26 protein-coding genes, 1 pseudogene and 1 riboswitch are annotated in these 26,752 nt (G+C 37.1%); of the genes and pseudogenes, 17 read left to right on the forward strand and 10 right to left on the reverse strand.

What is annotated here, in order from left to right; genetic code table 11:
• Positions 1–130 precede the first annotated feature (130 nt).
• From C9J35_RS17250 to C9J35_RS17260, 3 genes are all read right to left on the reverse strand, one after another.
• Positions 131–808: a 4'-phosphopantetheinyl transferase family protein gene (locus tag C9J35_RS17250; protein ID WP_107925501.1), complete on the reverse strand. Its 678-nt coding sequence runs from the start codon at positions 806–808 to the stop codon at positions 131–133.
• Positions 808–3,981 carry a non-ribosomal peptide synthetase family protein gene (locus C9J35_RS17255; protein WP_107925503.1) on the reverse strand — a complete coding sequence of 1,058 codons (3,174 nt, stop codon included), beginning with the start codon at positions 3,979–3,981 and terminating at the stop codon, positions 808–810. Before C9J35_RS17255 ends, C9J35_RS17250 begins: the two co-directional genes overlap by 1 nt.
• 66 nt (positions 3,982–4,047) lie before the next feature.
• Complete coding sequence (locus C9J35_RS17260; protein ID WP_107925505.1) at positions 4,048–5,799, reverse strand: methyl-accepting chemotaxis protein; 1,752 nt, start codon at positions 5,797–5,799, stop codon at positions 4,048–4,050.
• 752 nt (positions 5,800–6,551) lie between these two features.
• On the opposite strand from C9J35_RS17260, the gene C9J35_RS17265 reads away from it, so the two are divergent.
• The 9 genes from C9J35_RS17265 (at position 6,552) to C9J35_RS17300 (ending at position 14,882) form a co-directional block, all read left to right on the forward strand.
• Entirely contained in the window at positions 6,552–7,889 is a 1,338-nt protein-coding gene (locus tag C9J35_RS17265) for an AAA family ATPase (protein WP_107925507.1), read from the forward strand.
• Positions 7,882–8,610, forward strand: a complete 729-nt coding sequence (locus C9J35_RS17270) for a hypothetical protein (protein ID WP_107925509.1) — start codon at positions 7,882–7,884, stop codon at positions 8,608–8,610. The genes C9J35_RS17265 and C9J35_RS17270 overlap by 8 nt, the downstream gene beginning before the upstream one ends.
• A gap of 138 nt (positions 8,611–8,748) precedes the next feature.
• Positions 8,749–9,258 carry an RNA polymerase sigma factor gene (locus C9J35_RS17275; protein ID WP_107925511.1) on the forward strand — a complete coding sequence of 170 codons (510 nt, stop codon included), beginning with the start codon at positions 8,749–8,751 and terminating at the stop codon, positions 9,256–9,258.
• Positions 9,258–9,761: a hypothetical protein gene (locus C9J35_RS17280; protein ID WP_054768349.1), complete on the forward strand. Its 504-nt coding sequence runs from the start codon at positions 9,258–9,260 to the stop codon at positions 9,759–9,761. Before C9J35_RS17275 ends, C9J35_RS17280 begins: the two co-directional genes overlap by 1 nt.
• Before the next feature lie 97 nt (positions 9,762–9,858).
• Positions 9,859–9,987, forward strand: a complete 129-nt coding sequence (locus C9J35_RS24595; protein ID WP_268807935.1) for a hypothetical protein — start codon at positions 9,859–9,861, stop codon at positions 9,985–9,987.
• Positions 9,971–10,525: a hypothetical protein gene (locus tag C9J35_RS17285; protein WP_054768350.1), complete on the forward strand. Its 555-nt coding sequence runs from the start codon at positions 9,971–9,973 to the stop codon at positions 10,523–10,525. Before C9J35_RS24595 ends, C9J35_RS17285 begins: the two co-directional genes overlap by 17 nt.
• A gap of 114 nt (positions 10,526–10,639) precedes the next feature.
• Positions 10,640–11,929 (forward strand): glycoside hydrolase family 18 protein, encoded by a 1,290-nt coding sequence (locus tag C9J35_RS17290; RefSeq protein ID WP_107925513.1) that lies wholly within the window; start codon positions 10,640–10,642, stop codon positions 11,927–11,929.
• Between the two features lie 131 nt (positions 11,930–12,060).
• A complete protein-coding gene (locus C9J35_RS17295) occupies positions 12,061–14,289 on the forward strand; it encodes a YcdB/YcdC domain-containing protein (RefSeq protein WP_107925515.1) in 2,229 nt (742 codons plus the stop codon).
• Between the two features lie 125 nt (positions 14,290–14,414).
• Entirely contained in the window at positions 14,415–14,882 is a 468-nt protein-coding gene (locus C9J35_RS17300; RefSeq protein ID WP_107925516.1) for a YusW family protein, read from the forward strand.
• Between the two features lie 124 nt (positions 14,883–15,006).
• Here C9J35_RS17300 and C9J35_RS17305 read toward each other — a convergent pair whose 3' ends face one another.
• Positions 15,007–16,980 carry a catalase gene (locus C9J35_RS17305; protein WP_167396001.1) on the reverse strand — a complete coding sequence of 658 codons (1,974 nt, stop codon included), beginning with the start codon at positions 16,978–16,980 and terminating at the stop codon, positions 15,007–15,009.
• 185 nt (positions 16,981–17,165) lie between these two features.
• Between C9J35_RS17305 and C9J35_RS17310 the strand changes: the two genes are divergently transcribed.
• The 5 genes and pseudogenes from C9J35_RS17310 to C9J35_RS17330 form a co-directional block, all read left to right on the forward strand.
• On the forward strand, positions 17,166–17,600 hold the full coding sequence (locus C9J35_RS17310; protein ID WP_107925520.1) for a MarR family winged helix-turn-helix transcriptional regulator: 435 nt from the start codon (positions 17,166–17,168) through the stop codon (positions 17,598–17,600).
• Positions 17,601–17,652: 52 nt separating this feature from the next.
• Positions 17,653–18,636, forward strand: coding sequence for a ring-cleaving dioxygenase (locus C9J35_RS17315; RefSeq protein WP_107925522.1), 984 nt, complete (start codon positions 17,653–17,655; stop codon positions 18,634–18,636).
• Positions 18,637–18,662: 26 nt separating this feature from the next.
• Entirely contained in the window at positions 18,663–19,280 is a 618-nt protein-coding gene (locus tag C9J35_RS17320) for a nitroreductase family protein (protein WP_107925524.1), read from the forward strand.
• Positions 19,281–19,342: 62 nt separating this feature from the next.
• Complete coding sequence (locus tag C9J35_RS17325) at positions 19,343–19,885, forward strand: NADPH-dependent FMN reductase (RefSeq protein ID WP_054768351.1); 543 nt, start codon at positions 19,343–19,345, stop codon at positions 19,883–19,885.
• A 60-nt stretch (positions 19,886–19,945) separates the two neighbouring features.
• Positions 19,946–20,239 (forward strand): annotated as a pseudogene (locus C9J35_RS17330) (winged helix-turn-helix domain-containing protein); the annotation flags it as partial.
• 475 nt (positions 20,240–20,714) lie between these two features.
• Here the strand turns inward: C9J35_RS17330 and C9J35_RS17335 are convergent.
• Positions 20,715–21,287, reverse strand: a complete 573-nt coding sequence (locus C9J35_RS17335) for a YdhK family protein (protein ID WP_107925526.1) — start codon at positions 21,285–21,287, stop codon at positions 20,715–20,717.
• A gap of 170 nt (positions 21,288–21,457) precedes the next feature.
• Entirely contained in the window at positions 21,458–22,054 is a 597-nt protein-coding gene (locus C9J35_RS17340; RefSeq protein WP_107925528.1) for a biotin transporter BioY, read from the reverse strand.
• 189 nt (positions 22,055–22,243) lie between these two features.
• A riboswitch (cobalamin riboswitch) is annotated at positions 22,244–22,431 on the forward strand.
• A 153-nt stretch (positions 22,432–22,584) separates the two neighbouring features.
• On the opposite strand from C9J35_RS17340, the gene C9J35_RS17345 reads away from it, so the two are divergent.
• On the forward strand, positions 22,585–23,652 hold the full coding sequence (locus tag C9J35_RS17345) for a FecCD family ABC transporter permease (RefSeq protein ID WP_107925530.1): 1,068 nt from the start codon (positions 22,585–22,587) through the stop codon (positions 23,650–23,652).
• A gap of 5 nt (positions 23,653–23,657) precedes the next feature.
• Entirely contained in the window at positions 23,658–24,458 is an 801-nt protein-coding gene (locus C9J35_RS17350) for an ABC transporter ATP-binding protein (protein ID WP_107925532.1), read from the forward strand.
• Between the two features lie 130 nt (positions 24,459–24,588).
• Here C9J35_RS17350 and C9J35_RS17355 read toward each other — a convergent pair whose 3' ends face one another.
• The 4 genes from C9J35_RS17355 to C9J35_RS17370 all read right to left on the reverse strand — a co-directional run bounded on the left by C9J35_RS17355 (position 24,589) and on the right by C9J35_RS17370 (position 26,377).
• Complete coding sequence (locus tag C9J35_RS17355; protein WP_054768352.1) at positions 24,589–24,897, reverse strand: monooxygenase; 309 nt, start codon at positions 24,895–24,897, stop codon at positions 24,589–24,591.
• A gap of 163 nt (positions 24,898–25,060) precedes the next feature.
• A complete protein-coding gene (locus C9J35_RS17360) occupies positions 25,061–25,375 on the reverse strand; it encodes a DMT family transporter (protein WP_107925534.1) in 315 nt (104 codons plus the stop codon).
• Positions 25,375–25,728, reverse strand: coding sequence for a DMT family transporter (locus C9J35_RS17365; protein WP_107925536.1), 354 nt, complete (start codon positions 25,726–25,728; stop codon positions 25,375–25,377). Before C9J35_RS17365 ends, C9J35_RS17360 begins: the two co-directional genes overlap by 1 nt.
• Before the next feature lie 70 nt (positions 25,729–25,798).
• Positions 25,799–26,377, reverse strand: coding sequence for a TetR/AcrR family transcriptional regulator (locus C9J35_RS17370; RefSeq protein ID WP_107925538.1), 579 nt, complete (start codon positions 26,375–26,377; stop codon positions 25,799–25,801).
• 152 nt (positions 26,378–26,529) lie between these two features.
• Here C9J35_RS17370 and C9J35_RS23735 point away from each other — a divergent pair, with 152 nt between their 5' ends.
• Positions 26,530–26,700, forward strand: a complete 171-nt coding sequence (locus tag C9J35_RS23735; protein ID WP_167395999.1) for a hypothetical protein — start codon at positions 26,530–26,532, stop codon at positions 26,698–26,700.
• The last annotated feature ends 52 nt before the right edge of the window (positions 26,701–26,752 follow it).

Consider the following 26,752-nt stretch of genomic DNA (forward strand, 5'->3'; position numbering starts at 1 on the left):
TGTTGCGCATGCTGAAAATATGCTTGCTTCCGAGCATTCTAAAATAAGTAAAAAATGAAGCCCCCTTGCAGTTCAAATTAGCTGCATTAGGGGCTTTTTGTATGACTAGATTCGATTAATAGTGGTTGCATTAAACAAGCTGGCTCCTGTTCAATGTAGTTTGCTTAACAAGGAGCAGCTCGCGGTCCCAACAAACTGTAACAGGATGTTTTTGATCTACATATAACAATTGTGTATAAATGTCATTACACTTGTTTTTTAATACAACCGTATCCAGTAGCGTTGGCGTTGCATTCGAAAATAGTCCTGTTTTATAGATTGCTTCCTTCATTGTCCAGAGCTCAAAAAATAACTTTGCTCGATTGACTTTAGAACAGTGATTAATCATATATATATCTGCCTCTGACAGGGCATATGGCATTATATCTTCATTGAAACGATCTATCTTTTCAACATCGACGCCAACACGACCTTGATGGGTTAGCACAGCGACAATCCAATCGCCAGAGTGTGACAGATTAAAGTCGCCTTGCCAACGATTGTTGTTGGTAATATACGGGCGGCCAATGCAATTACGAGTAATTTTTGCATGTTGTAAATCTGTAAATTCGCGAATCATACATCTAATGTGAACGGTCTCAAGTAATGCCTTCTGCCGATCCAGCCAGTGCTTATACCTTAATGTTCTTATACAATCTTCATCTGGAAGGTTCAATAACAATGCTTCAGATTCCCATTGTAATAATTGTGGGCCAAGAGGTAGCATGAATAAGTGTACGCCATTTTTCACCCTACTTGAACAAGACATTATTTGACTCCCACAGAGAGTGGCTTTGGAAAATAGCCCATTTGGATACCGTAATTTATCATTGTTTTGATAAAGGTTGGATTTGGCTCAGCACAAGCGACATCCGTATTCATTAGAAATTCCTGCGTTTTATTTGTATTAAAGATAAATGGGGAATCGTTTGCTCCATCACCCTCAAGCTGAGCAATGGCTAATGCTAAATATTCCTGCAATGTTTGTGGATGGTCTGCGTGCAATAACCAGTATTCATACTCGTCTGCCGCTATCACTTCCAACTCATAGCCAAGTCCCTTCAGGCCTTCAATGAAATTGAGATATGTTAGGGGTACAGGGTTACATATGTGGAATGTATGGCCGTTTGAATTCGGCTGGCATGCTAATGCAACAAGTGCTTGGCTCGCGTAATTTATCGGTGTAAAATCAACATGCCAGTTAGCTTCTGGTGTTTTCCCTAAACAAAGCATTGATTTAATCATTCGATAAAAAGCATTATCATCCATATTGCGCTGAAACTTACCTGTTTCGGAATGACAAGTTAAATTTCCTACACGGTAAATAGAAGCTGGAATCCCATCTTCAACAGCATTTCTAACGAGCTTCTCAGCCTCTAATTTACTTTGGTTATAAACATTTTCAAGTGAAACATCATAGTTAAAATCTCCATGAACTTGATTTGGTACCCATTGCTTTGCCGCGAGCTCCTCTGGAATCCCAATTGTTGAAACATAATGGAAATGAACTCCAGCTTTGCGTTTCGCAAGATTAAGCAAGTACCTCGTACCCTCAATATTGACATCGCGAAATTGTGCAACCGCTCCAAAATGTCTGACATCGGCACCACAATGAATAATCGCATCGATGTTGTCAGTAAGTGTACGCTCATCGTCCGTTGATAATTGGAGTGCTGGTTTTGCTAAATCTCCTTGAATGATTGTTACACGCTGATCCAACATAGCGATAATTGAATCATCGAAATAAAATTGCATACTATCTGTTAATTTTTCATCGAGCGTTGCATGTGCATTTTCTCTTAGGAGACAGTAAATATGAGCAGTCGTTTTAGTCAATAGCTCATGTAAAACATGACTTCCTAAGAAGCCTGTCGCTCCTGTTAATAAGACATTATTCATTGGCAATGGTTTCGTAGTTTGAGTGATTGGTAGAACACTTGGCTCCATCAAGTTCTTCAGAACAAAGTCAGCCGAATGATCAGTTGTAGCATTATCCTCAGGTTGATAGCTGCTCATATAGTTATCTAATTCTGCAATTGTTTGATACTGGAAGAAATCTTGGATTTTTAAAAAAGGCGCATGTTTTTTTACTTGAACAAGAATTTCCAATATTTTTAGTGAATGTCCACCAATATGAAAGAAATTATCATGAATCCCTACACGATCAATCCCGAGTACATGTTCCCAAGCATGTGCTAGCATTTGCTGTATTGCATTTTCTGGCGCATCATAGTGGCTTGTTAAAGGTATTGCAACATCCATCTCAGCTAATTGTTTGCGGTCGATTTTACCAGTAGGGGACAAAGGCATTTCTTGAACTTCGATTAAGCGTTCAGGTAGCATATATTCAGGTAAATTACGTGCTAAATGGTCTCTGATTTCTGCCTGATTCACCTGCATCCCACTGGATACAGTATAGTAAGCAAATAGGCTATTATTTCCATCCGCCATTTTCTTCGCGAGAATCACTGCTTCTTGTATGCAAGGTTGGTTGGCCATTACGACTTCAATTTCCCCAATCTCAATTCGAAACCCTCTTACTTTGATTTGCGAATCTTTGCGACCGACAAATTCAATGACACCACTCGGCAATAAGCGCACTAAATCACCTGTTCGATACATCAATTTCTCAGGGTTATCCGAAAACAAATGAGGGACAAATGCTTCGGCGGTTTTTTCAGGTTGATTTAAATAACCAGCAGCTAAACCTGTACCTGCGATATACAATTCCCCAGGTTCATTAATCGGACAAAGTTGCCCATCCTTATTGACAATATACATTTCATAATTTGCAATCGGTTTACCGATAGGGATACTTGATTGGTTGTCCTTTATGGCTTTGTTTACTTTGTAATAAGAAGATAGAACTGTACATTCTGTTGGGCCATAGACATTAATAATTTCCGTAGTTGTGCCAAATTTTTCTTGCCACTTTTGTAAAACGGCAGACATAAGTGCTTCTCCACCGACTGACAAATATTTGAGTGATGTCAGTGCATCTTTGTACTCTATAGGGAGATAAGTCGCGAGTTGAGTAAAGAAAGCATTTGGTACAGTAGCAGTTGTCACTCTTTCACGCTTAATCATATCTGCAAATGCCTCAATCGACACCCGTTCTATAGTTGTTAACATATGCAATCTAGCACCGGAGAAGAAAGCTGTAAATGTTTCTGTAATAGATGGATCAAAACTATAGGAGATAAATTGAGAATAGACATCTCGCTCCGAGGATTTATAAATTCTTTGATTATCCGTTATTAAATTGACAACAGAATAATGTCTAAGCATCGTCCCTTTTGGCTTGCCCGTAGATCCCGATGTATAAATGATATAGGCTAAATCAGCAGGGGCTAAATCAATGTTGATATTGTGTTTTGAAAATGTCTCTTCCATCTGATTTAGGATAAATATTGTGCGAGTGTGAAAATCGCTATGTAGTAAATCATTAAGTAATAAAGTATGGTCATCTTTGGTTAGTATGAAGGGTGCACCTGTATCGTTCAATAGATAGTGACAACGTTCCTTTGGGTAGCTTGGATCAATAGGAACATATACGCCACCGGCTTTCAAAATACCTAGCAAACTGACGACAGTTTCCTTACAACGTTCCATGACAATTGCCACATAATCACCTTTTTGTAGTCCATTAGCTACTAGCATATGGGCAATTTGATTGGAGCGTTCGTTTAGCTGACGATAAGTCATCGTGCCACCATCAAACGACAAGGCAATTCTATCTGCAAACAATGCAGCTGATTGATAAAAAATTTCTGGTATAGTTTTATCTTTTTCATAAGAGGAATTCGTTTGATTTAGCGCCAGGTATAATAACTTTTCCTTATTCGTTAATAGTTGCGTACGATTAGTAGGTAGAAACTTTAGCTCATTCGTTTCCGTATTAACATCTGGTGTAATTAAGTCAAGTCCATGTTTTATATTCAATCATGTCAACTCCTATTTGTAAAAAAGTATTCAATGGAAAAGTCATTCCCATTGAATACTTTTTCATTATGATTTCACTATAAATGAATTAACAACAGTTGATAGTTCAGTAGATAGCTCATTTAACACCTGTGCTTCATCTGATACTTTGTGCACAGCATCCAGCTGAGATACAGAAGCCTCAGCTACTGCTCGTGTATTATCTCTAGAATTTACCGAAAATTCCTCTGTATCCTGAACAGATGATGTTACCTCTTCCATACCAGCGGCCATTTCTTCAATTGTTGCTGATAACTCTTGAATCTGACCTGAAACTTGATGAATCGAAGTTAGAATTTGGCCAAATGATTTCTCGGAATCATTAATCATCACCAAGCCATTGTCTACTTCCTCTACAGCACGCATCATCACATTTACAGATTCATTTGTATCATGTTGGATATGAGATATAAGTGTAGAAATTTCCCTTGCCGATGCCTCTGATTGCTCAGCAAGTTTGCGTACTTCATCTGCAACTACCGCAAAGCCACTTCCAGCCTCTCCTGCACGAGCCGCTTCAATCGCAGCATTCAACGCCAGTAAATTCGTTTGAGATGCAATGCCTGTAATAATACCGACGATTTCTTCAATTTTACCTGAATGTGCACCTAACATTTTGACGGATGCTGCCGATTGATTTACCGCATTACTGATTGCATTCATCTGCGCCACAGATTTGTTGGTAGAATCATTTCCTTTTTCAGCTTCCTCTGATGCGAGAATAGAGGATTCAGATATTTGATTAGACGTCATTGCAATACGTTGGATTCCGATACTCATTTCCTCAATTGTAATTGAACTTTCTTGTGCCTTTTGTACTTGTAAATCCGCACCACCAGCAATTTCTTGCATAGATGAAGCTACACTATTATAAGAATCTGTTGCCACTTGCATATGTGTAGATAAAACTTGTGCCGAATTCGAGACACGTGACGAAACATTCGTTGCACTTTGAATGACTGTTCTCAAATTGTCAATCATTAAATTGAAGTTATTAGTCAGCAAGCCAATTTCATCGTTTGATTTAACAGGCAAAGCTTCAAGCTCCAAATTCCCTTCAGCAACTTTTTTTGATTGTTGTGAAAGTTGTTGAATTGGTGTTAGTTTCTTTTTTAATAAGGAATAAACTACGATTGAAGAACCTATTAAGAAAATAACGGTAACTAATAATGTCCATAATGCTTCTGACATCGCTTTAGCTGTTACCATAGAAACATCATAGTCAATTGCATAAGCGGCTAAGACAGAGCCATCTTCAGCCAGTATAGGTGTTAATCCCGTTTTATAGCTGCCAAACTCATCGCTATATATATCGGTTGCAGTTGCCTCTTCTGTTTTAAATACCTCTTTGATTCTTGCAAGAAAATCTGTGGATAGGCCCATTGCAATCATATCTTGGTTATATTCTGCACCTAAATCTAAAATGCTAGATGAAAGAACAGGAGCATTTATATTTTCGCCATTTACTGTAATAAGATATAGATTTGTGATAATGTCAGAAGCGTCGTTGATTTTATCCATTTCGTTTGTCAAACGGCGAGCATCTGGATTATCAGCGCTTGGCTGTTCCAATATAGAATTTAGTGTATCAAGATCTATTGTCTGAGATAAAATCATCCCTTTATCATAGAGGGATTGATCCATATCTTTTAAATTGCTATTTTTTACAATATAATAGGAAAGTCCCATAGTGACTAATCCGAATAACAATAAAATACTTACCATTATAACTGTCAATTTCTTACTGATTGACAAGTTTTGTTTCTTGCTTTTTTTCATACTCTCTCTCTTCCTCCTAAAATTACTATAAGACATATTTCTAGCGAAAAATGGATAACCGATGATGTTCATGGCAAAAAGTAAATGAAATAGTACATATAGTTGTAAGTAGCTAGACTGAATTAATCACATATGGTATTAAATTTACTTTTATGTCAATTTATTTATTATAAAATAGTAAAGTAATCCATTCATTTCCTAATCATAATCAACTATACTGCCAAAAAATCTGATTCACAACCCAAAAAACTAACTATTTACACAGTAAAACTTTGATACGCTAATGAAAATAATAGTATTTTTTTACCATTTATTTTAGGTGTCTGTGCATATTGTTATTTAAAAAGTATACTATAATAGTACGAATCTAAAATAGAGTGAGGATGTCTATTTTAGTGGAAGTTCTAACCTTAAGCGTATAGTACACACAAAAATATATAACGACATCACCATTTTCAGACAGTCACTCTTTGGATTCTTAAGCTATTATTACGTAAAATAATTATGGCTAACATTTGCCTTGTAGTATGATTTGTAAATAAAATTTTCTTAAATTAAATAAAAGGCTTCCCATAGTTCATACTGAACAGTAGGGAAGTCTTTTATTTGTATACTTACTTATCTTGGGCGCTACTCGTGGATTGATTTGTCCTAGACTAAAGGATAGGGAAATATCTTAAAATCGAAATTGTTATAAAATATAACAAAATTAATTATAATAGAAGAAAATACTGTTAAGGATGTTAAAAATCATGGCGATTATAAAAATCAAGAAAATAAAAGTCCGAAATTTAAGAAATGTACGCAGTGGTGAAATTACATTAGTGGTAGATTTTGAGACATTCTTTAAGGCAAATGTTGTGGGTCTATACGGACAAAATGGTTCAGGGAAAACGACAATTGTTGATGCATTTGCTTTACTGAAGACACTCATTTCTGGTTGGATTGCTGATGTGAAATTGCCTGCTCGAGAAAAACGAATGATTCTTGCAGGAGAGGATAAAGCAAACATCGAAATAGAATTTCTTGTAGAAAATCAATTTGGTACTTTTTATGTCAATTATTTTGTAGAGTTACAGGAAGATGAAAAAAGACTATACACAACCGCCGAGCGTGTGACATATCGAGAAAATGAGAAAGGCAAGCGCTCGAAGGTACTTTTGTATGCAACAGAAGAGGATGTGCAGATACGCAATGCATCCCTTGCAGATATGAATGAAAAATTGCGCGTCCAAATGCTTGTCATCAATCAATTGGCGAGAAAACAATATATGTCATTTATCTTCCACAAAGATTTAAAGCCTATATTACAGGAGAAATTAACGGAATTAGAAATGCAGCTGCTTCATAATTTGGCAATCGATTTTAATCGCGATTTGCATGTCGTGAATAACCAAAACATTGCTCCTTTATTTGAAGAACGCATTATGCCATTTAGCGTCCATTTAGAAAGAACACGTGGTTCAATTCCATATGATTTGAAGGGACCAGCATTATTACCAGAGGATGCCTTTTATATATTGTGCGAAGTAATTGAACAAAGTAATCGAGTATTATCAACGATTATTCCAGAGTTAACAATTAAGATTAATGTTATTACAGAGCAAACATTAGATAGCGGTGAAAAGGGAATACGTTTTGAATTTTTATCGCAACGGGGTGACTGTGAATTACCCTTACGTACTGAATCAGAAGGAATATTAAAAATTATTTCCGTACTTAGTGTACTAATAGCAGTCTATAATAACCCGAATGCTTGTGTGATAATCGATGAATTAGATTCAGGTGTTTTTGAATATTTATTAGGTGAGTTGTTAACAGTGATTGATGAGGGCGGGAAAGGACAGCTAATTTTTACTTCCCACAATTTACGTGTGTTAGAGGTGCTTGCCATTAAAAATTTATGGTTTACGACGACAAATGAAAATACCCGCTATATGCAACTCAAAGGGATTAAAGAAGTGAATAATGCGAGAGATGTCTATTTACGTGCAATTCAATTAGGTGGACAGGACGAAGAAGTTTATAGGGAAACAAAAACATTTAAAATCAAGCGTGCTTTTAGAAGAGCAGGTGTGCAACATGACTAAAAAGGTATTATTAATTATTGTAGAAGGACAAACAGAGCAAATTGTATTAGAAGATTATCTAGATGAGCATTTTGGTAATTCGACAATTCGTTTTGATGTGCAACGAGAGGATATTTTAACGAAGTGGGATGCTAAAAAAAATATACCTAATATTAAAAATAGTGTGGGGCGAGTTATTCACAACTATTTACAGAAGTATAAGTTTTTAGCGCAGGATTTAACTGCTGTCGTTCATATTACTGATGCGGATGGGTGTTTTATAGCGCCAGAATTTGTTCAAGTAAAGTCAGATATTGAACAAAATTTATACTACACAGAGGATGCCATATTCGTAAAAACAGAGAAACGTAAAGAGCAGATTGAACAACGTAATGAGATGAAAGCAAATAATGCCAAAATTCTAATGGCCCATAATCACTTTAGCATTAATCGCTTAAAAGTACCTTATCAACTTTTTTATTTTTCAACTAATTTAGAGCATGTTTTGTGGAATGAGCGCAATGAAGTTGCGACAGAAAAGATTCATAAAGCAGATACCTTTATTGACAATTTATCGGGTTCCATTGAAGAATTTCTCGGGGAGTTTCTTCCTGTGAATCCCGCGCTTTCTTATAGGGAAAAAATGAAGGAAAGCTGGACGTTTTTAATGGAAGGCTGTAATTCTCTACAGCGTGGAACAAATGTGCCCTTATTGTTTGAAATGATTAAGTCTAATGTGTAAAAATAATTTATGAGAAGAGAACCTCCCATGATAAGACGTGAATGGGGGGTTTTTCATGTTTAGCAAGAAGTTTTGAATAAAGTGTAACAATTCAATCGTTGTAACGACTTATTTGCAAATGGAAGGTGGGGTGAAGTTTTGCTGGAGGAGAAAAGTCAAATCGAACAATTGTATGATGCCTATCATCGTGATGTGTATCATTTTGCACTTTACTATACGAATAGTAAGCAAGAGGCAGAAGATATTACACAAGAGACATTCTTAAAAGTACTTAAACAGCTTAGGCAACTGAAGGATAGAAATAAGATAAAAACGTGGATTTTATCAATTGCTCGAAATACAGCTGTAGATATACATAGAAAACAAAAAATTAAGCGCCTGTTAACAGAGAAGCTTAATCGACAGCCACTAATAAGTAATATACAGGAACCTCCAGAAATAATAGAAAAAAACGAGCAATGGTATACAGTTCAAGAAGCTTTAATGACGTTAAAATCGCATGATCGTACAATCATTATTTGCCGTATGTTAAAGGATTACACTATTCAAGAAACAGCAGCCATTCTGGGCATTTCAGAAGTGAAGGTACGTGTCGATTTTCATCGGGCGATGGCAAGGCTACGTAAAACAGTAGGGAGGGATGATTGATGGGGGACTTCGACAATGAGCTATTTGATGTGCTAAAAGAACGTCCTGATAAAGAGCCAGATAAAGTATTTTCAAATCAAATGCGTCAACAATTACAAAAAGGTCAAATCGTAAAAAGAAAACGTGTTTCTGTTGCAACAATACTGACGATTCCAGTAACAATGGCTGTTCTAGCATTTTTAATAATGATTTGTACAGGTCAAACGCTAGATATAAAAAGTGCAGCACAACTTTCAATTACTCAGGAGAAAAGCCTTGTTTTTACAGGCAGCTTATGCATATTGATAGCCCTCCTAACGTTTATTATTTTTGTATTTAGTAAGGGCTATACGAAAGGATGGTTTATCTTTTTGATGTTTTCACTGTCTTTTCTGGCCTGGGTGATGAACACAGTGCACGCTGAGAACCAGCATTTAGAAGAACCCACTGTACCTACGAACAGTAAATCTTTTGACCATGATCAAGATCAATCGTTATCCCTCTCTGACAAAGAAGGAAGGTAAAGAAACACCACAAACGGTAACAATTGAACCGTATACGATGCAGCAAAAACATCTTTCGTTAGGGATTATAGATGAGGTACTGCAGGAGTTTCATTCGATGAAAACAACAATCTTTCATGTGGAGCGAGAAATCGTGATATATGTGAAGAAACATGAAGAGGTATTATGCATGACGCCCACAACTTCAGAAATGAGGGAGACACAGAACAATGAAAAATCCTTATGATTATCTAATTGGTGGCTTTAGTTTTATTTATGTTGATATGAGCTTATATGGTGAAACGCCTGATATTCTACCAGATTTTATTGGGTATGCGTTTTTCGTTTATGGTCTTTATCTATTACCGGTAGTACATAATTTAAAGCTTTGGTCAGAAATTTTCGCCTTTATTTTAATGGTGATGTCATTTTTAGTAGAGTTAGATCAATGGCTTGGTTCAATGCTACTTGGGCAAGTTAGCGAACAGTTCATACAGTTTTTACTGATTGTCTTTATGTATTGTGTATTTCAATTATTGCTACATGTACATGAGCAAAAACAATTAGAAATTAAAACATTTGAAACGTATCAAAAGTTTATGGCACTGATGCTTTGTGGATTTGTGATTCAAGCTTTTGCTATGAATGTTGGGGCTAGCTTGCGAGAAAATATGCTATTTATAGGAGCTATGTTACAGTTAATGGCCTATATACTATTTAGTATCTATTGCCGTGCTGGCTCTAAATACTTTAAAGAAATGAAGAAGGTCCATTCGCTACAATAAGCGTTGGACCTTTTTATATGGCTAACTATGTGTGTTTTACAATGACATGTTTTCCTTTACCATTTCATAAGCTTTATAGGTATGATTTCACCACACTAAGAAGGAGGCAAGCACATTCAAATACATGTTGTACGGGCAGGAGAGTCCATATGGGGTATTGCGCAAGCATATGGGACAACGGTTCAGAGTATTGTAGACGCCAATCAAATCCCTGAACCTAACAGATTAGTCATTGGGCAAGCACTTGTGATTCCAATTGTGGGGAGTTTTTATTATGTGCAGCCTGGAGATAGTTTATGGACAATTGGCCAACGCTTTGGCATTAATTATTTAACGCTAGCACAGGTAAACGGCATTAGTGCAAATCAGCCTTTATCAATTGGTATGCGACTTTATATTCCGCCAGCTCCGAAAACGAGGGCTGAAACATTAGCATATTTAGAGCCTAGAGGTACATCTGTAAGTGAAGCACTATTGAGTCAAGCTAGGGAAGCGGGCCCTTATTTAACGTACCTTGCATTATTTAGTTATGAGGTAAGGAGAGATGGGTCACTAAAGGTGCCACCAAGCCAAGGTGTGACAGAGATTACCCATGATACAGGGGCATCTTTGGCGATGGTTATCTCTAACCTAGAAGATTTCCGGTTTAGTGGCGAGTTAGCAAAGGATATTTTCCAAAGCACAGCAGTACAAGATTTACTTTTTGATAACATTATAAAAGAAGCACAGCGGGTAGGTAGCATTAAGGATATTCATTTTGATTTCGAAAATTTACCAGGTGACCAACGAGAAGCATACAACAATTTTTTAAGAAGAGCAGTGGAGCGGTTCCATGCAGAGGGCTATACGGTTTCTACAGCACTTGCTCCGAAAACGAGTGCCGCTCAGCAGGGTCCATGGGGTGTTGCGCATGACTACAAAGCACATGGCGAAATTGTGGACTTTGTCTTGCTCATGACGTATGAATGGGGCTATTCTGCGGGACCTCCAATGGCTGTATCACCACTTCCGGAGGTAGAGGCAGTCGTAAAATATGCAGTAAGCGAGATACCCGCAAATAAAGTATTGCTCGGGCAGAACTTATATGGTTATGACTGGACATTGCCTTTTGCACAAGGAGGTCCAATTGCAGAGGCAGTTAGCCCACAAAGGGCCATTGAAATAGCAAAAAAATATAATGCAGCCATACAATTTGATTGGAGGGCGCAAGCGCCTTTCTTTGAATATTACGATGAACAGGGGAGAGCACATATTTTGTGGTTTGAAGATGCAAGATCTATACAAGCAAAGTTCAATTTAATCAAACAGTATAAGCTTCGTGGGATTGGTTATTGGAAACTAGGCCTACCTTTCCCACAAAACTGGTTATTAATTGGCTCAAATTTTGACGTGGTGAAGAAATGAGGAATTATAGATATCACTTTTACTCGATACCCAATCTATTTTCTTCAATGTGGAAATAATCTGTAAATAACATTCCCAATTTTGGTAATGTAGTATATAATTATGGTAAATAGTATTTTAGGAGGGATATTTTGGGTAAATTTAAAAAGTTAGGAATTATTCTAACGTCTACTGCATTTTCTGTTGGTGTGCTTTCACCAATTGCGCAAGCTTCTGCAAATGGAAAGGAATCACCAGAGAGAATTGAGATTCAAGTAGCTTCAACGGAGACAAATGTTACTAAAAGCACGCTTATTAAGCAATTGCGTACAATATTTCCCGATAAGTTTAATTTCGTAACAGATAATGATTTTCAAACGGGACGTGGACACTTCTTTAGAGATGATACGACAATTCGTTACGAATTAAGCTTCTATAAAACAATCAATGGTAAAGATGTTTATGGTAGTTTTACCTTTAAGGGAGACGATTTAGAATTAGAAAATTTCCATTATCAACCTGCTAATATAGCGGATGCTGTGTACCCTGCAAAGTATTCAGAGGCTGAGGCACAAAAAATTGCACAGGATTTCCTAAACAAATTTCCGAATACGGCGAGCTACAAACTGAGAGATGATGGCTTCGGTTTTGGCTATGATATTAATATAAATAGACCGTTATCACAGCCCATTTCTTACTCGTTCGTTTATTCGCCAACACATAGTGGTGTGCCGATTAGCGATCAGCAAGTCTCTATTGATGTGCTAGGTAATGGAGAAATTACTGGTATGTATCGTAATACAGAGGCTATTACTAAGGCCACATTCGATGGTTTAGAACAGAAAAAAAATGAGGCAGATATACTGGCACAAGTTCGAGATAATTTGGCAGTAGAACTACGTTACTTTATTGATTATAACTATCAAACAGGCGACCGTAATGTAAAACTTGTCTATATGCCAGCTTCAGGTTTCAACGGCGTACATGCTTTAACAGGTCAGTGGCAAACAGCAAATGGCTTCTCTTCAAATGTGCCAAAGACGAAAAGCGTAGAAAAGCTTTCATCACAACCACTTGCACCGAGAAAGAGTGGCATGACGATTGCAGAAGTTGAAGAATTTGCAAAATCTTTCTTGAAAATCGATCCTGACAAAGCAAAGCTACAGATTGAAATGGTTGATGAAAGAGAAAACGAAAATGGCGAGACAATTTACTCTGTAGGTTATTCGTACATGTATGATAATGGTGGTTCAGGTTCTTCATTTGAAATTAATAAAGCAACAGGTGAAATTTTACAGTACCATGATATACGTAGAGAATTCACAAAGACAGGTGATAAAGAAACTACTATTTCTAAGGATGCAGCATTGGCGAAGGCTATCGAATACTTAAAGGAATGGGCGCCATCCTATGTGCATGAATATTCGAAACCAATTGATGATGTTGTATTAGATCAATATAGCAAACAATATCACTTCTCCTTCCCACGTGTTGTAAATGGTATTGCAGTTGTTGGCGATGAATTGTATGTAACGATTGGTGCAGATGGTTCATTAGGTTCTTTATCGATTAATCAGCAAAAGATTGAGAATTGGCCAACTGCAAGCAAGGCTATTGCAGCTGATAAAGCCAAAGCTTCCTATAGTGAGGCACTTAAGTTACAGCTCCAATATGCTAAGCAAGATAGTGAGGATAAACAGCACTTTAATTTAGTGTATTCCCCAACTTTTGGTGGTAATTTATTCAATCAAATTGATGCCATTACTGGAGAATGGCTAAATAGTATAGAAGAATCAAAAGAACAACCAGTAATTTCTCACCCAACTGCTGCTGATGAGTTGAATTACTTATTGAACCAAAATGTGTTAGAAGTTAAAGATCCAGCGAGCTTTAATGCGGATACAGCCGTGACAAAGGGAGAGGCATTGAAAATTATGCTGAAATCTATGACATATGGCTACTTTGGTCCATATGGTGAAGAGGGAGGTAAGCAATCCTTCAATAACATAGATAGTAAACATCCATTGTATGCAATAGTTGAACAAGCTGTAACTATGGGCATTTTACAACCAGCTGAGCAATTTGCAGTTGATGCAACATTGACTCGTCAAGAGCTTGCAGAATGGTATATCCGTGCATTACGTTTAGAAAATGCTGCAAAGCATAGCGATATTTATAAGTTAAACTTTGCTGATGCAGGCACTATCGATCCAAAGTACGCTGGCTTTGTAGCTTTAACAAGTGCAATGGGGTTAATCGATGCGCAGCAAAATAACTTTAATGCTACTGAAAAAGTGACATATGCTGATTTAGCAGTTTCTACAATTCGCTTAGCACGTGCACTGCACGACAACAATAGTAGTCGTAATTACTATTATTAATGTAACTTTATGCACTAGATGAATACGGTTTAGCTGAAAGGGCGTCCCCTCATTTGAGGAGATGCTCTTTTTAGGTTTGTTTGCTCTCTATTTGGGAATAATAATGATAGAAAGGAGTGTGTGTGATGGGAAGTTTTAAGTTTTTATTAGCAGCGCTATTACTAGCAGGAGTGCTGTATGGTTGTAATAAGGATGAGGTAAAAAATGTACCAGCTAATGCTCCTACTGAGCAAAATACTACGCAACAAGTGAATGAAAATGCCACTGAGCTAACGGAGTTTAACTTTCTAGAGTTTTCATTGGATGTTGATTATTCTGCAACAGAGTCTTATGAAGTAGAATTCGAAAATAAAAAATCGGGCATCGAAGCAAAGTTAAAGGATGATCGAAACAATGAAAAGCTTCAAGGTGACGAGGCTTATACAAAGTTAGAGCCATTATTTAAACAGTTAACATTTGATTCGACAACACCCAATGACAAAGTGATTGAACAGGTAATTTCAGTGTTTGGCATTGCAGACGATTTTCAATCCATTGAAGTCGAAGTGGAGTTTGCTGATGGCACAGAAAAGGAATTTAAACAAATAAAGTAAATAAAGAAAATGTTCCTTATGCATAAATCTGTATAGGGGACTTTTTCTTTTTTTACTTTTTTAAAGGATGACGTAAAGTAAGAGCCAGCCACCGCTTACTTGCGGGTAACTGGCTCTCTGTTTATTAACGAACCCAATGACGATGCTTTGCTAATGCTTGCATAAAGGACTCAGGTGAATTCGTAACACCGTTTTTATTCGCTATTGCTTGCAAATATGAGACATTTTCGGTATAGCCTATTGTTTTAGAATGATCAAAGGCTTCTTGTATAAAATGTAGGGCTTTATTTTGATCATTAGCATCTGCAAAAGGTGTAGTAACATAAACACCGTCATATAACACGGAAGTCGCCGTAGCAAATGTTTGGTTAATTTCGTGATGTTGATACATCCCTTGTTTCGTACTTATAAGTTCAACAATAATATGTTCTTTCGTTAAAGAAGTCAATATTTCATCTAAATTGTGGGCGGAGTTTTCAGATACGAGAATCGCGACCTTACGTGTTTTCACACTATCTACAGAATTTAGCTCTTGGCTAACTGCTGGAGATGTTTGCTGAATGTTGGGTACTTCTACTTTTTGCGGAAGAGCCAAACCAACATTATCTGCTAGATTAGTGGCAAGTGTATGACTTACATGGGCAAACATATCAACTACCTGTCTACGTATAGTTTTATTTTTTACTTTACCTACTTCAAAGCTAAAGGCATCTATAATATGTTTTTTCTCAATATCGGTCATACTGAGCCAGAAAAGTCTTGCTTGTGAAAAATGGTCTTTAAAGCTGTCGCTACGGGCACGTACTTTATGTCCATCCACCTTTTCTTCATAATGGGCATAACCACCTTCTTCTACTGGGACAGGCCGAGGCGTGTTATTAGCTAACGAATTTTTATGATAGCTAACTTGTCCAACGTTTATGGTTTGGCGACCATAGCCATCACGCTGATTATTATGGAAAGGGCAGATAGGTTTATTTATAGGGATTTCATGGAAGTTTGGACCACCAAGTCTTATCAACTGTGTGTCTGTATAAGAGAATAAACGACCTTGTAGCAAAGGATCATTTGAGAAATCAATACCTGGTACCACATGGCCAACATGAAATGCTGCTTGTTCTGTTTCAGCGAAGAAATTATCAACGTTTTTGTTGAGCGTCATTTTTCCAAGAATACGCACAGGTACTTCTTCTTCTGGCCATAACTTTGTAGCATCAAGTATATCGAAACTAAAGTTAAATTCATCTTCCTCAGGGATAAGTTGTACACCTAGCTCGTATTCCGGATAGTCCCCTCGTTCTATTGCTTCCCATAAATCTCGACGGTGAAAATCAGGATCTTTACCTGCAATAATTTGTGCTTCATCCCACACAAGAGATTTAATGCCTAATAGCGGTTTCCAATGAAATTTTACAAAATGGGCTTTGCCTTCTTTATTGATAAATCGATACGTATTAACACCGAAGCCCTCCATCATGCGGTAACTTCGTGGTATTGAACGATCTGACATATGCCACATGACCATATGCGCAGACTCTTGATTATTAGCGATAAAATCCCAGAATGTATCATGGGCACTTTGCGCTTGTGGAATTTCATTATTTGGTTCTGGCTTTACTGCGTGAATAAAATCAGGGAATTTAATGGCATCTTGGATGAAAAATACGGGAATATTATTACCGACTAAATCATAATTGCCTTCTTGCGTATAAAATTTTGTTGCAAAACCACGTGCATCACGTACAGTATCTGCAGAACCCCTAGAGCCTGCCACTGTTGAAAAACGAACAAATACAGGTGTTTTTGTGCCTTTGCCATTTAAAAACTGTGCTTTGGTAATATCACTCGCACATTCATATGTTTCAAAAGTGCCATGTGCAGCTGAGCCACGAGCATGGACTACTCTTTCAGGAATACGTTCATGATCAAAATGGGTCATTTTTTCACGGAAATGAAAATCTTCCAGTAGGGTAGGACCACGATCCCCTGCTTTCAGGGAATGTTCGTCTTCTGCCATATTTAATCCTTGATTGGTTGTTAAAGCTTGTCCTTCATCACTTACTCGGAATGCTTCTAACTGCTGTTGTTTGTTATTCATTTCTTTTACCAATGTAGAATCCTCCTTTATAAGTTTCAATTATCTTCTACCCGCGAGGAAATTTAACAAACATATTGTAGAAAGTATAAGAGAAGGTAAATTGGTTGATGTTTGGTAATCTATATGTTATTATTATCTCGAATTAAAGATATTAAAATTCGAGATAAATGAAGAGAGGGAGTCGTATGAAGGAAGACAATCGTAATCTAAAAGCATTTACGGTCATGTTCCGAGCTTATCAAGCAGTGCAAGATGCGACAAAGAAGGATTTACTTCAATATGACTTAAATCAAACAGAGTTTGGGGTGCTTGAGTTTTTGTACCATTATGGCGAACAGCCGATTCAAGTCATTGGCAAGAAAATATTAATAGCTAGCAGTAGTATTACCTATGTTATTGATAAACTTGAGCAGAAAGGCTTTGTTGCTCGTCGTGCATGTCCAAGAGATCGTCGCGTCACCTATGCATTATTAACATATGAAGGACAGATATTGATAGATAGAATTTTTCCGCAGCATGAGCAGATTATAAATGAAATTTTTGAAGTATTAGATCAACATGAAGTGGAAACAATGACCCTGTTACTAAAAAAAGTTGGCCTTAACGCCGCTAAAAAATAAATTTTTTTACACACATATCTCGAAATCGAGATAAATAGAAGGAGTTAATAGTATGAATCATTTAAAAGGTATTCACCATGTTACAGCAATTACAAGTAGTGCCGAAGAAAATTACAAATTTTTTACGTATGTATTAGGTATGCGTTTAGTAAAGAAAACTGTCAATCAGGATGATATTCAAACGTATCATTTATTTTTTGCAGATGATAAAGGTAGTGCAGGTACAGATATGACATTCTTTGACTTCCCAAATATTCCAAAAGGTGCCCATGGAACAAATGAAATATCAAAAACATCTTTCCGAGTGCCAACTGATGTAGCATTAGATTATTGGCTAAAACGATTCGATAGACTGAAAGTTAAGCATACAGGCATTAAAGAGCAATTTGGTAAGCGAACATTATCTTTTGTTGATTTTGATGACCAACAATACCAACTTATTTCTGATGAAAACAACACAGGTGTAGTATCAGGCACACCGTGGCAAGCTGGTCCGATTCCACTTGAATATGCCATTACAGGCTTAGGTCCAGTATTTGTGCGTGTTGCTGATTTTAAATATTTTAAAGAAATGCTTGAAAAAGTAATGCTCTTCACAGAGATTGCAGAAGAAGGTGACTACCACTTGTTCGAGGTTGGCGAGGGCGGTAACGGTGCGCAAATTGTTGTAGAATATAACACTGTATTACCAGAAGCACGTCAAGGCTTTGGGACAGTACACCATGCTGCCTTCCGTGTCGCAGATCGTGCCGTTTTAGATGAATGGACAGAACGTCTAGAGGGTTTTGGCTTCCATACATCTGGTTATGTAAACCGTCACTTCTTTGAATCTCTTTATGCGCGCGTTGCACCACAAATCTTATTTGAATGGGCAACAGATGGACCAGGTTTTATGGGCGACGAGCCATACGAAACACTAGGTGAAAAATTGTCATTGCCACCTTTCTTAGAACCTAAACGTGCACAAATTGAAGGGCTAGTACGTCCAATTGATACTGTAAGAAGCACGATTTCATTCGATAAAGAATATGAATGAAGATTTTATATTTGGGGGTCGTATAAGTGGAATTTACAAAGCTAATTGACAAACGTCGTTCGGCAAACAATTTTATCCAAGGGGTTCACATGACCGAGGATGATATTCGTCCAATTTTAGAGGATGTAAAGCTTGCGCCATCAGCATTTAATTTACAGCATGCAGAATATATCATTGTATTGGATGAGGAAATGAAAGAAAAAGTACGCGAGGCGGCATTTGGTCAATATAAGGTGCATTCAGCTTCAGGCGTCATTTTAGTATTAGGAGATAAAGAAGCCTATAAACAAACGGCCCATATTAGCCAAGGGATGGTTGATTTAGGTATTATTACTGATTATGAACTAGAAAGTCTCATTAATGATAATACGAAATTTTATGAGGAACGTGGTGATGATTTTATGAAGAAGGATGCGATTCGAAATGCGTCTCTTTCAGCTATGTTATTCATGTTGGCTGCAAAAAATCGTGGCTGGGATACATGTCCGATGATTGGTTTTGATCAAGAAAAAATGCGTGCTTTGTTCAATGTGCCTGAAACACATGAAATTGCCCTAATGATTACAATCGGCAAAGAAAAAGAAAGTAGTCGTCGCTTACGTGGCTATCGTAAACCAGTGGAAGAATTTGCAACTTATTATTAGTGCGGTATAAAATAAAATAGCTTAACAAATAATAAAAGTAATGTAAATATAGGAGGAACATCATGAAAGTAGTAGCAATCGTAGGTAGTATCCGTAAAGAATCATATAATATGCAATTAGCAAAATTTATTCAGAAACGTTATACAGAAAAACTAGAGCTTGAAGTATTAAGCTTACGTGATTTACCCATGTACGACCAAGATATTGAAAACGAAGCACCACAAACTGTTTTAGATTTTAAAGCAAAAGTAAAAGCGGCAGATGCAGTCCTTTGGGTAACACCGGAATATAACGGTACAGTACCGGGTGTTATGGTGAATGCGATTGACTGGTTATCTCGTGTAGACAAAGTAATGATTGGCAAACCATCCTTCATAATGGGTGCTTCTATGGGTAACTTAGGTACTGTCAAAGCACAATTACATTTACGTGATATTTTATTCTCACCAGGCATAAACTCACCATTATTTGGTGGTAATGATGTATATATTGGGGCTGTACACACAAAATTCGATGCCGAAGGCAATTTAACAGATGCAGGTACTGTTCAATTCCTTGACCAAGTTATCGAAAACTTCTTAAACTGGATGCCAAAATACGTTTAAAATAAAAGGATGATTTCTCTTAATGAGAATCATCTTTTTTATTTAAATAAAGACTATGTAATAAATAAAGAGTCCTTTGAAGTGCATTTTCAACAGGAAGAAATTTCTTTAACACCAAAAGAGTTTTCCATGATAGCATTATTTCTTGAATACCAAAATAAGGTATTTTCTAGAGAGCATCTAATAAATACCGTGTGGGGATTTAATGTCTCGATTGAAGATCGAACAATTGATTCGCATGTGCGTAATTTGCGTGAGAAATTAAGAAAAAGCGGTTTTCCAGCCGATAATTACTTGCAAACCGTGTGGGGAATCGGCTACAAATGGCAAAAATCTATTGATCCAGACGGTTGAGGACAAATAAGGCAGACTGAAACCACTAAATAAAAGTATGTTTGCTTTCATGACTACAGAAAATCTTAGAATCATAGCTAAAAGTAAAAATAATATGTTTAAAGTATCCATTTTTTGATGAAAGCTAAAAAACGCGTAGACTCCTAACGAATCGTATTTGCAACAGGAGCAGTTATTTGCGACGATAGCATAGAGTGAACGTAGCGACAGGAGTAAGAAAAGCAAGAGCATGAGACAAGTGCAGGGAGCGACAAGTGGCACGAAGACTAAAGTCCTCACGTTCTATGACAACGCCTTCGTGACCAACATCCTATTGTTGACGTTCCACTTTCGCACATAAAACACATTTGTGGCTGACGTTTCACTTTCGCACATAAAACAAATTTGTTGCCCCGGTGCAGCTCATGCCTTGCCCACGGAAAGCGAAGCGAATTTTTACCGTTTGAAGGACTTTTTAGATAGCCCCTACATCTTTTTATTTTTTTGTGAGTTCCTCTTCAGTAACCCATTTGTGATTTTTTACTACATCATTATTGGTTGTTGAAACATAATCAATCATATAAACCGTTGTTTGCTGTGCCTCATCGATACGTACTGTTGCATTTTCCATGCCCTCCATATGGGATGCATCCGTTTTTACTTCTGTTCCAGGTGCTAATGGTGCGCTCCCGGGATTGAATAATTCCTCATGAATGACCCATTTGTGATTCTCCACGCGTTGGCCGCCTGTAGTAGGTTCATACGAAATAATGTAAGCAGTTGTATCATAAGCACCAACAATCGTTGCTTCTGCTCCTTTCATACCTTCCATATGTCCATCCTTAATAATAGCCGTGCTACCAACCGGATACATTGGGTTTTCTGCATTTTTCAAAGTTGCTGGTACTTCACCAGAACGGGAATGATTCATCGAAGAATGATCCATTTCAGTATGCTGTTCAGCAGGGGCGTCTTTTTCTGTATCTGCTACTTCTTTAGAGCATGCGGATAATGCCAAAACAGCAACTACCATTAGTAAGCCTCCATGCCAAATTCTTGGTCTTTTCATATCCAATTCCTCCTTCTTCATTTGCTATAAATGTAGCAAATAAATGTGCAGAAACTATGGATGAAGGCAGTTGCCTTTACAGACATAAGATACCCATGGTCATATCTATACTAAAAAAAACTCCGCTCATAAGCTAAAGAAGCGGCATTTTTATCGATATAGGCTTCGGATTATTTTACAGGAATAATCCGAAGCACTTTTTGTACACGATATGCGAAAATACCAGCGAATACTGCTAAGATCATATCCTTTGGTAACGGAGGCATCATCCAAAGCCAGGCTATTTTGTAAGTGAAACCTTCAGGTGCACTAGCCCATAGCTTGTAAGCAAAATACATCCAATTTGTACCCAGAAAATAATTAATACATGTAGCAATTAGAGCAGCTATGACATAGCTCTTCTTCGTAGCGCTTTTTTCAATTATAAGCCCTGCTATAAAGGCTACTAAAATAAAGGTTAGGATAAAGCCAAATGTAGGGCTTAAGATTTGTCCAAAGCCTCCACCGAAACGGGCAAATACAGGTGCCCCGGCTAAACCAATCAACATATAGACGGTACAGGCAAGTGCCCCTTTTCTACTACCGAGAATAAGTCCTGCTAAAATAGCAAAAAACGTTTGTAAAGTGATAGGTACGCTACCAACTACCATGAAAGGTGCAAAGGAAGTAATATTGGCACCAACCATCATTAATGTGGAAAATAAGCCTATGTACGCAAGATCGACTGTTGTTAATTTGTGATGTGAATGTTGTGCTACTATTGTCATAATTTCACCCCAATTTAGTAAAGTTGATAGTGATATTTTAAGAAAATAAAAACTTTGTGTCAACTTTATATTTTATTAGGTTAACACAACTGTTGTTGATAATTTAGAAAATTCATAGCCTAAATATGTCAAAAAGAAAAAATATGTATAGACTACAATAATTATGTATGTTAGAATCGTCATAATTTTAATATTTCAGATACTATTGGTGTGATGCCCCTAAAGCATCACTTAAAAGGGAAGTCGGTGGAAATCCGACGCTGTCCCGCAACTGTAACGAGGAGTTCTATGATATATAAGCCACTGTTCAACATGGGAAGGCTATCATAGCAACGATGAATCGAAGCCAGGAGACCTGCCAATTAGTTTTTACCTGTAATGCCCACGAGGATGCAAGCAATTACGGACAATTGAAGGATACATTTCTTACTTTTGTTTATTCCAGGGTATTTCTATGCAAATTTTTTGCGTAGAATACCCTTTTTTATTGCTTCCCATCTATCATTTTTTGACTAGGAGTTAATATACAGATGAATAAACAGACAGTACTCCCAAATAAAAAATTTATCTTGCTTTCTATGCTGCTCCTTCTATTGCTCATCATCTCCATTACATTCGCCATCATGATAGGTTCTGTTTCTATTACACCGTTGTACGTATGGAAAGTTATCTTTTCAAAAATACCATTCTTCCAAAATTGGATAGAGCAAGATTGGAGTCGCTCTCAAGAAATTATCATCTGGCAAATTCGTGTGCCACGTGTTTTACTCGCCGCAATCGTTGGCGGAGGATTAGCCATAGCAGGTGCTGCCATTCAGGCACTTGTTCGTAATTCTATTGCAGATCCGTATATTTTAGGAGTTTCATCAGGTGCAACTGTTGGTGCGACAGCCGTTATAATTTTAGGCGCTTTTTCATTTTTTGGCATATACGCTCTATCTATCTCAGCTTTTTTAGGCTCATTAATCGCGATTGTATTAGTGTTTTTCTTGTCGCGTGTTGGCGGGCGTATTTCTATTTTTCGTTTATTACTGGCAGGAATGGCGGTATCCTTTATTTTATCTGCCACTTCGAACTTTATATTAATGATGTCGAAGCAAGAGGGGGGCATGAAGGCAGTCATGTATTGGATGCTAGGCAGCCTTGCAGGAGCGAAATGGAGTAACCTTCTCATCCCGATGGTTATTTTTGTCATTGTATTTGTCTTGCTTTGGCTCCATTATCGAAATTTAAATTTGTTACTACTTGGAGAAGAAGCAGCAGTAACCTTAGGGGTTAATTTACAACAATTCCGAATACAACTTGTTCTTCTAGTTTCTTTACTTACCGGCGTACTAGTTGCAGTAAGCGGCGCAATTGGCTTTGTTGGTTTGATTATTCCGCATATCGTACGGTTAATCGTAGGCTCAAATTATAAATACGTTATCCCGATTAGTGCTTTATTGGGAGCAATTTTCTTGGTTTGGGCAGATGCACTTGCTCGAATACTAATTGCACCAGAGGAAATGCCAATTGGTATTATTACTGCATTTTGTGGAGGACCTTTTTTCATTTGGTTACTGCGTCGTAACAATTATTCTTTCGGTGAAGGAGATTAGAAAATATGACATTAGAAGCAAAACAAGTATCGTTCTCCATGCATGATCAGCGAATTTTACATGAAGTGAGCATCCGAATAAAGGAGAAGCAGTTTGTCGGCTTAATTGGTCCGAATGGAAGTGGGAAATCCACACTCTTAAAAAATATGTATCGTCTATTAAAGCCAGAAAGCGGGACGGTTTTACTGGACGAGAAAGATATTTTAAAGCAGTCGAGTAAATCCATTGCTAAAAATTTAGCTGTAGTTAGTCAGGAAACACCCGTATTATTCGATTTTCAAGTACGAGATTTGGTTAGTATGGGAAGAACTCCACACAAAAAATTATTTGAACTTGACCATGAAGATGACTTTAAAATTGTTAGAGAAGCCTTATTCCAAACGGGCATTGACCATTTAGAAACGCGTAGCTTTAGCTCTCTTTCAGGAGGTGAAAAAAAACGAGTGATGGTTGCACGTGCTCTTGCTCAGCAAGCACAAGTGATTATCCTAGATGAACCAACGAATCATTTAGACATTCAGCATCAATTACAACTAATGGATTTAATTCAAACTTTACATTTGACTGTAGTGGCTGCGCTACACGATTTAAACATCGCCGCAATGTATTGTGATTATATTTATGTTTTACAGCAGGGTAGAATTGTTTGTCACGGAACTCCAGAAGAAGTGCTCACACCAGCTTTACTACGGGAAGTATTTGGTGTATATGCAGATATTCAAATCCACCATTTGACGGGCAAACCTTATTTAACATATGTGTCTGAACAATTCACAAAAAAAGCTTTGAAAGAACCTTCTATTTAAAATACTTGAAGCAATTATGTTAGCATGTACATAGGAACATGTTATAAAAGCAAGATGCATGACGTCAAAAAAATGAAAAATGGACATTTCCCAATTTATTTGAGAAACGTCCATTTTTACTTTTTACTTTTTATTTTTGAATTGGACCGTGGTTAATTGTAGATAATGTTTCATTAACTTCAAAAATTTTGCCACGAATATTAGTAATACCGAAGCTAGTTAAACGAGCAGAATGCATAGTTAAATATTTTTCAGCACTTTCCTTCGAATCGAATAAGTACACGCCACTAGCTTGTTTGGCCGTTGCATCCTCGGTCCATATTTTCCAGATGAAACCTTCTTCATCATTAATACTTCTTGCTAAATTTTGCAAACCCTCAGCCATCTCTACGCCAAAAGGTCCGTCCATTGTAAAGTCAACCTGTAATAAATAAGCCATACCTTCAGTCCTTTTATAATGCTACCTTCTATCACATACAAAACTAGTGGGTAACTGACATCCTCAATGTGTAATGTGTTTATTTTTCCCCCATAGTTAACAACATAATGGACTGAAGCGGATGCCATTGAAATATGAAAAAGTAATTATGTCTATTATAGCTTTATGCTACTGCTTTTAAACCAGCTACACCAATGATAATGGCAATAATGCTAATGATTCGGGTAAAGTTTTTAGATTCCCCGAAAAAAATAATATTAACAACTACTGCACCAACCGTACCAATGCCAATCCAGACAACATAGGCAATACTTAACTGTAAATAGTTAAAGGAGGCATATAAAAGAGCGAATGACAGACCAAAACCGCCAATATATAATAAGAAATCACGTACAGTTTTTTTCTGACTATAGAAACGTAAACCTATGACACCAACAATTTCTGCAATAGATGCTAATAAAACTAGTAACCAACCCATTATGCTTTTGCCCCTTTCTTTGTTTCCTTATCTGTTGGTGAATTATCGGCCAACTTAAGCCCAATAACACCAAGAACTAAAATAAACATAAAGATTGCCTTTATAGAATTAAATTCACCATCAAAAATAAAAACGTCCATAAGAGTCGTACCGATTGTCCCTGCTCCAGCAAAAATTGCATAGACAGTGCCGGTAGGGAGGTTTTCACAAGCCTTAGAGAGAAAATGAAAATCAAGAGCAATCAGGGATACAATAATAATCCAATGCCACCAAGAACTTGCTACATTAAAGCCAAATATCCAAAATAATTCAAATAAACTCGTTAACCCAACATAAACCCAATCTTTTTGCATAATTAAATTCCTTTCTTATGTGAATTTCATGACTGACAATCAGTCAATTTTATCGTAAAAGAGAACGTCACTAGTTGTGACGTAAGCCGAGAGCATGGTGTAAAAAATCAAGAAGTTCAAGCTTTTGGAGTCTAATGGTTGCATCCTCACTGTCATCATACAAGTAAATCTGTTCAGCTGCCGATTCTACTAAACCAATAATAAGCTTCGTGGAGCGTGTTGTATTTAAAGAATCACGTATAATACCCTGTTTTTGTGCCGATGATAAGAAATTGTTCATCCATGCATAATACGGTGCATAGATATTTTCCCATTCTTTCATATGCTCGGTCTGCGTAATACCCGCATAAATTAGAGCAAAGACATCTCGATATTCTTCCGTTAACGAAAAGACAATATTTATTACCTTTTCAAGTTGTTGTTCAAATGATTCTTGGCCATGAACACCTTGTTCAATTGCAGCAATAATTTTTTCGACCATGACTTTTGCAATAGCTGGCATTACGGATAGACGTGATGGAAAGTAAAGATAGAATGTACCTTGTGCAATCCCAGCAGCTTTTACGATATCGGATACTTTCGCTTTTTCAATCCCTTTTTCACGAAATACTTCAATAGCGGCTTGAATAATTTTTTCTTCTTTTGACATATGAAACCCCTCGCTTTTGCAATGCTTATTTAATATGTTACGGAATAGAGGCTATGAAGTCAAAGGAAATGACTGATAATCAGTCAATTATTTTTTAGTATAGATCAAAACTTTTCCGGGAACTTTACTTTTGAAAGGATAAGTGATGAAATATGGAAGAGGTTAAGTTTGCTCAATTAGATCAACAGCAGCTCGATAAAATAAATGAGCTAGAGAAGAAGATAGGTGTAACGTTAGTTGCGTATGATTCTGCAACAATGCCACCACAGGGTTCGGGTGCTTATCAGGCTTCTAATAGCACTCCTAATAATCATCCATCATAATTATGAAAAATGCCTTGCAGCTATGTAAGGTTTTTTCATTTTATTAAAAAGT

The sequence above is a fragment of the Lysinibacillus parviboronicapiens genome (assembly GCF_003049575.1).
GTDB classification, from domain to species: domain Bacteria; phylum Bacillota; class Bacilli; order Bacillales_A; family Planococcaceae; genus Lysinibacillus; species Lysinibacillus parviboronicapiens.

Bases quoted from the DNA above. Each gene is read 5' to 3' on its own strand.
- C9J35_RS17340 (WP_107925528.1), bottom strand. From the start codon at position 22,054: ATGACAATAGTAGCACAACATTCACATCACAAATTAACAACAGTCGAT.
- C9J35_RS17365 (WP_107925536.1), bottom strand. From the start codon at position 25,728: ATGCAAAAAGATTGGGTTTATGTTGGGTTAACGAGTTTATTTGAATTA.
- C9J35_RS17270 (WP_107925509.1), top strand. From the start codon at position 7,882: ATGACTAAAAAGGTATTATTAATTATTGTAGAAGGACAAACAGAGCAA.
- C9J35_RS17355 (WP_054768352.1), bottom strand. From the start codon at position 24,897: ATGGCTTATTTATTACAGGTTGACTTTACAATGGACGGACCTTTTGGC.
- C9J35_RS17280 (WP_054768349.1), top strand. From the start codon at position 9,258: ATGGGGGACTTCGACAATGAGCTATTTGATGTGCTAAAAGAACGTCCT.
- C9J35_RS17360 (WP_107925534.1), bottom strand. From the start codon at position 25,375: ATGGGTTGGTTACTAGTTTTATTAGCATCTATTGCAGAAATTGTTGGT.
- C9J35_RS17260 (WP_107925505.1), bottom strand. From the start codon at position 5,799: ATGAAAAAAAGCAAGAAACAAAACTTGTCAATCAGTAAGAAATTGACA.
- C9J35_RS17265 (WP_107925507.1), top strand. From the start codon at position 6,552: ATGGCGATTATAAAAATCAAGAAAATAAAAGTCCGAAATTTAAGAAAT.
- C9J35_RS24595 (WP_268807935.1), top strand. From the start codon at position 9,859: ATGAAAACAACAATCTTTCATGTGGAGCGAGAAATCGTGATATATGTG.
- C9J35_RS17300 (WP_107925516.1), top strand. From the start codon at position 14,415: ATGGGAAGTTTTAAGTTTTTATTAGCAGCGCTATTACTAGCAGGAGTG.
- C9J35_RS17325 (WP_054768351.1), top strand. From the start codon at position 19,343: ATGAAAGTAGTAGCAATCGTAGGTAGTATCCGTAAAGAATCATATAAT.
- C9J35_RS17350 (WP_107925532.1), top strand. From the start codon at position 23,658: ATGACATTAGAAGCAAAACAAGTATCGTTCTCCATGCATGATCAGCGA.
- C9J35_RS17345 (WP_107925530.1), top strand. From the start codon at position 22,585: ATGAATAAACAGACAGTACTCCCAAATAAAAAATTTATCTTGCTTTCT.
- C9J35_RS17305 (WP_167396001.1), bottom strand. From the start codon at position 16,980: ATGAATAACAAACAACAGCAGTTAGAAGCATTCCGAGTAAGTGATGAA.
- C9J35_RS17285 (WP_054768350.1), top strand. From the start codon at position 9,971: ATGAAAAATCCTTATGATTATCTAATTGGTGGCTTTAGTTTTATTTAT.
- C9J35_RS17335 (WP_107925526.1), bottom strand. From the start codon at position 21,287: ATGAAAAGACCAAGAATTTGGCATGGAGGCTTACTAATGGTAGTTGCT.
- C9J35_RS17310 (WP_107925520.1), top strand. From the start codon at position 17,166: ATGAAGGAAGACAATCGTAATCTAAAAGCATTTACGGTCATGTTCCGA.
- C9J35_RS17370 (WP_107925538.1), bottom strand. From the start codon at position 26,377: ATGTCAAAAGAAGAAAAAATTATTCAAGCCGCTATTGAAGTATTTCGT.
- C9J35_RS23735 (WP_167395999.1), top strand. From the start codon at position 26,530: ATGGAAGAGGTTAAGTTTGCTCAATTAGATCAACAGCAGCTCGATAAA.
- C9J35_RS17315 (WP_107925522.1), top strand. From the start codon at position 17,653: ATGAATCATTTAAAAGGTATTCACCATGTTACAGCAATTACAAGTAGT.
- C9J35_RS17250 (WP_107925501.1), bottom strand. From the start codon at position 808: ATGTCTTGTTCAAGTAGGGTGAAAAATGGCGTACACTTATTCATGCTA.